The sequence below is a fragment of the Streptomyces sp. NPDC104581 genome (assembly GCF_055583685.1).
In genome coordinates this window covers 38,609-43,012 of record NZ_JBVJNN010000003.1, presented here as the reverse complement: position 1 = coordinate 43,012, position 4,404 = coordinate 38,609, and the positions used below count along the sequence as shown (strand labels likewise).

Genomic DNA, 4,404 nt, shown 5'->3' with positions numbered 1-4,404 from the left:
CCTTCTCGTGCTCTTCCTTCTGCCTGGGTGGTGGGGGTGTGGGGGGCCTCTCGCTCACCCCCGTCGGGGGGAGGGCGAGGGGGGGGGGGCGGGTGGTGTTGGTCTCCCCCCCCCCTTTTCCCCTTCCCCCCCCGCGGCTCGCGCTACTTCGCCTCGTCGGCGACCTTCACCAGCGCGTCCTTGGTGACCGCGCCGACGTAGACCTTGCCGTCGTCCGTCATCAGGGCGTTCACCAGGCGCGTCTTGAAGACCGTGCCCGAACCGAACTTCCCCTCGACCTTGTCGCCGAGCGCGTCCATGAACTGCCGCGCCTGGGCCGGCGCGTCCTCGGACACGGCACCGGCCGGGCCCTTGCCGCCCGTGTCGAACCGGACCACCGAGGTCCAGCCCTCACCGATGACGTCCGGCTCGGAGCCGAGCCCCCCGGCGCCCTTGGGCGCCTTGTGGGCCTCGTCCCTGCCGCCGGCCCCCGACTCGTCGGCCTCCGTCACCTTCGCGCCCTTGGGAGGCGAGAAGTCGAACGTGGACGCGGCGGGCTTCGAGAAGTCGACCTTGGTGAAGCCGACGTCGATCACCGCTTTGCCGCCGCTGCTGGGCAGGAGGGTGAATTTCAGCGGCGTACCGGTCCCGGAGTCGACGGCGACCTTGATCGAGCCGACCGTCGAGCCGTCCTGCTTGGGCTTGATCACCAGCTGGTAGGCGTCACGGCCCGCGATCCGCGCCGTGCCGTCCACGGTGACCGAGGTGGTGTCGCCCGCGGCCTTCAGCGCCTCCCGCGCGAAGTCCTGGGGCGTGGCGGGCAGGTTCTCGGGAGCGGCCCCGTCCTTGCCGTCCCCGTCCTTGCCGTCCCCGCCCTTGGCCGGGCCCTCGCCCGAACCCTTCGCACCGGCGGGCGCCTTGGCGTGGTACGCCTCGTTGGACGCGCTGTCGTACGCCCACACCTCGCCGCCGTTGTGGATCAGGCTGTACTCGGCGGCGCTGTCGAGGATCGACACCCGCTGCTTGTCGGGTCCGTCGGCGGCGACCCGCAGGGTGTGCTCGCCGGAGGCCAGCTCCATCATCCTGCCGGTCGGCTCGGCCGCCGAACCGCCCTCCTCGCCGCCCTCGGGGCCGCCCTTCGGCGCGAACGCCCCCGCGGTGGCGCCGCCGAGGCCGCCGATGGCCGGGATGCCGAGGTCCGTCTTGACCTTGACCGTGCCGGACAGCTGCTCGGTGTCGGACGCCGCGATCTTCTCGATCAGCTCCTGCGCGCTGATCCCGGGCAGGTCGGGATCGCCCGCCGCGGCGAGCGCGGGGACGAGGCCGATGGTCGCCGCGGCCACTCCGGCCACCGCCACCGGAACCACATAGCGCGCCGCTCTGCGCCTGCCCGCCGGGAGCTCCCCGGCATCGCCGTTCCCGCCGGTGATCTGTGCGCTGTCGTTCGGTGCCATGTGTGCCCTACCTCCGTGGTCGGCGGCTTCCGTCCTCTTCACTCGTCCACCCCTTGCCGCCATTCTCACTCGAATTGGTCCGGGGTGGTGCTCTCCATAAGACCAAATCGGCTAATGGGAAGCGTCAACCCGCGGGCGCAACCTGACGTACTGCTACGGGATGACAGGGGAAGCGGCCACCTCCCCCATCCAGTAGGGGACGGGGGTTCAACAGGCCGGGGACACGGACCCGGTCGGGTGACCGAGCGCCGGACGGTGCGTCAACAGGCGTACTCAGCCCGCCCGGTGGACCACCGCGTCGCAGAGCTCCAGCAGCGCGGACTTCGCGTAGCACTCGGGCAGCGGGGTGAGCGCCGCACGGGCCTCCTGGGCGTACCGGACGGTGTCCCGCCGTGCCTGCTCCAGCGCCGGGTGGGCGCGCAGCCCGACCAGCGCCTCCGCGTGCCGGGCGTCGTCCGTCAGGTCGCCGTCCAGCAGCTCGACCAGCGCCAGGTCCTCCGGACGGCCGTGCGTCCGCGCCTGTTCGCGCAGCAGCAGCACCGGCAGCGTGGGGATGCCCTCGCGCAGATCGGTGCCGGGGGTCTTGCCGGACTCGTGGGAGTCGCTGGCGATGTCCAGGACGTCGTCGGCGAGCTGGAAGGCGACACCGAGCCGCTCGCCGTACTGGGTGAGGATGTCGGTGACCGTCTCGTCGGCGCCGGACGTCAGCGCGCCGAAGCGGCCCGACACGGCGAACAGTGCTCCGGTCTTGCCGGCGAGCACGTCGAGGTAGTGGCTGACGGGGTCGCGCCCGTCGCGCGGCCCGGCCGTCTCCAGGATCTGGCCCGTGACCAGCCGTTCGAACGCCTCGGCCTGGATCCGTACGGCCTCCGGCCCGAGGTCCGCCAGGATGTGCGAGGCGCGGGCGAAGAGGAAGTCGCCGGTGAGGACCGCGACGGAGTTGCCCCAGCGGCTGTTGGCGCTGTCCACACCCCGGCGTACGTCCGCCTCGTCCATCACGTCGTCGTGGTAGAGCGTCGCCAGATGGGTCAGCTCGACGACGACGGCCGCCGGCACGATCCCGGGGGCGTACGGGTCGCCGAACTGGGCGGCCAGCATCACGACCAGCGGCCGGAACCGCTTGCCGCCGGCGCGCACCAGGTGCTGCGCGGCTTCCGTGATGAAGGGGACCTCGCTCTTGGTGGCTTCGAGGAGACCCGCCTCCACGGCCGACAATCCGTTCAGGACATCGGCTTCAAGAGCCGGGTCCCGCACGCTCAACCCGAACGGCCCGACGACGGTCACGAGGGGTACTCCTGTCTGCTGACGATCACATGGATTGTCGATGTGTCGCTGCTGTCATTCAAGTCAGCGTATCCGGTCGGGTTTCGATCACCGTGGGCGCCTTCCCGGCTCCACCCGTATGTTCGTGATCAGTAAATACGACGGGAAGTGACCCCGTTTGTCCGCACCTCGCGCCCGTTCGGGCTACCGCCGGTACGGTCCCCCAACACCCCACCGTACTCAGGTCCTTTCGGTCATTGCGCGCTTTTCATCACTGCCGTCACGGGGCACCACCGACGTAACGTGTCCAGCATCGATCCGGAAAGCGAGGCAGCACCGATGCCCGAGCAGAGCCCGCTCGAACTGGCCGAGGGCGATCCCTTCGGCCCGCACAACCTCCCGTACGGCGTCTTCACCACGGCCGACCAGCCCGAACGGCGCCGTCTCGGGGTCCGCGTCGGCGGCCATGTGCTCGACGCCGGAGCCGCCGCGCACGCGCTGGGCTCCCCGTACGCCGCGCTGCTGGACCGGCCCGGCCTCAACCCGCTGATGGCCGCCGGACGCACGACCTGGCGCGATGTGCGCCGGGCGCTCACCGCCTGGGTCACGGTGCCCGCCCACCGGGCGGACATAGAGCCGCTGCTGCACCCGCTCGGTTCGGTCACGATGCACCTCCCGTACGAGGTCGCCGACTGGGTGGACTTCTACGCCAGCGAGCACCACGCCACCAACCTGGGCCGGATCTTCCGGCCCGACGGCGAGCCCCTGACACCGAACTGGAAGCATCTGCCGATCGGTTACCACGGCCGCGCCGGCACGGTCGTCGTCTCGGGGACGGACGTGGTGCGCCCGTCCGGGCAGCGCAAGGGACCCGCGGACCCCGCTCCGGTCTTCGGCCCCTCGGTGAAGCTCGACATCGAGACGGAGGTCGGCTTCGTCGTGGGCGTCCCCTCCGCGATGGGCACCCCCGTGGCACTGTCGGCCTTCGACGACCACGTCTTCGGGCTCTGTCTGCTCAACGACTGGTCGGCGCGTGACATCCAGGGCTGGGAGAACGTGCCGCTGGGCCCGTTCCTCGGCAAGTCCTTCGCCACCTCCGTGTCGGCCTGGGTGACGCCCCTGGAGGCCCTGGACGCCGCGCGGGTCTCTCCCCCGCCCCGTACCCACCCCTTGCTGCCGTATCTCGACGACGCGGACGAGGAGCTGCCCGGCGGCTTCGACCTGCGGATCACGGTTTCCCTCAACGGTCAGGTGCTCTCCGAGCCGCCCTTCGCGGGCATGTACTGGACCGCGGCGCAGCAGCTCGCCCATATGACGGTGAACGGCGCCTCGCTCCGTACGGGCGACCTGTACGGCTCCGGCACGGTCAGCGGCCCCGAGCGTCACCAGCGCGGCTCCCTCATCGAGCTGACCTGGAACGGCACGGAGCCCGTCGAACTGCCCGACGGCAAGCGGACGTTCCTGGAGGACGGCGACGAGGTCACGATGACCGCCTGGGCCCCGGGCCCGGACGGCACACGGGTGGGCCTCGGCGAGGTGACGGGCCGGATCACCGCCGGGTGAGGGCCCGCCGGGCGGCGCGCCGCCCCCGCGGGCCCGGGGGGGGGGGGGGGGGGGGGGGGAGAGGGGGGGGGGGGGGGGGGGGGGGGTGGGGGGGGGGGGGGGGGAGGGGGAAAGCGAAGGGGAGGTGGTGCCGGGCGTCGCGCCC

3 protein-coding genes are annotated in these 4,404 nt (G+C 72.0%); 1 reads left to right on the top strand and 2 read right to left on the bottom strand.

What is annotated here, in order from left to right; all coding sequences use genetic code 11:
• Nucleotides 1–143: 143 nt before the first annotated feature.
• Both ACZ61E_RS03395 and ACZ61E_RS03390 read right to left on the bottom strand, forming a co-directional pair.
• Nucleotides 144–1,433, bottom strand: coding sequence for a LolA family protein (locus ACZ61E_RS03395; protein WP_469697190.1), 1,290 nt, complete (start codon nucleotides 1,431–1,433; stop codon nucleotides 144–146).
• Nucleotides 1,434–1,706: 273 nt separating this feature from the next.
• Nucleotides 1,707–2,717 (bottom strand): polyprenyl synthetase family protein, encoded by a 1,011-nt coding sequence (locus ACZ61E_RS03390; RefSeq protein WP_469697189.1) that lies wholly within the window; start codon nucleotides 2,715–2,717, stop codon nucleotides 1,707–1,709.
• 318 nt (nucleotides 2,718–3,035) lie between these two features.
• On the opposite strand from ACZ61E_RS03390, the gene fahA reads away from it, so the two are divergent.
• Nucleotides 3,036–4,259, top strand: a complete 1,224-nt coding sequence (fahA, locus tag ACZ61E_RS03385; RefSeq protein ID WP_469697187.1) for a fumarylacetoacetase — start codon at nucleotides 3,036–3,038, stop codon at nucleotides 4,257–4,259.
• Nucleotides 4,260–4,404 lie beyond the last annotated feature (145 nt).

Excerpts from the sequence above, each read along its gene's own strand:
- ACZ61E_RS03395 (WP_469697190.1), bottom strand. The coding sequence starts at position 1,433 with ATGGCACCGAACGACAGCGCACAGATCACCGGCGGGAACGGCGATGCC.
- fahA (WP_469697187.1), top strand. The coding sequence starts at position 3,036 with ATGCCCGAGCAGAGCCCGCTCGAACTGGCCGAGGGCGATCCCTTCGGC.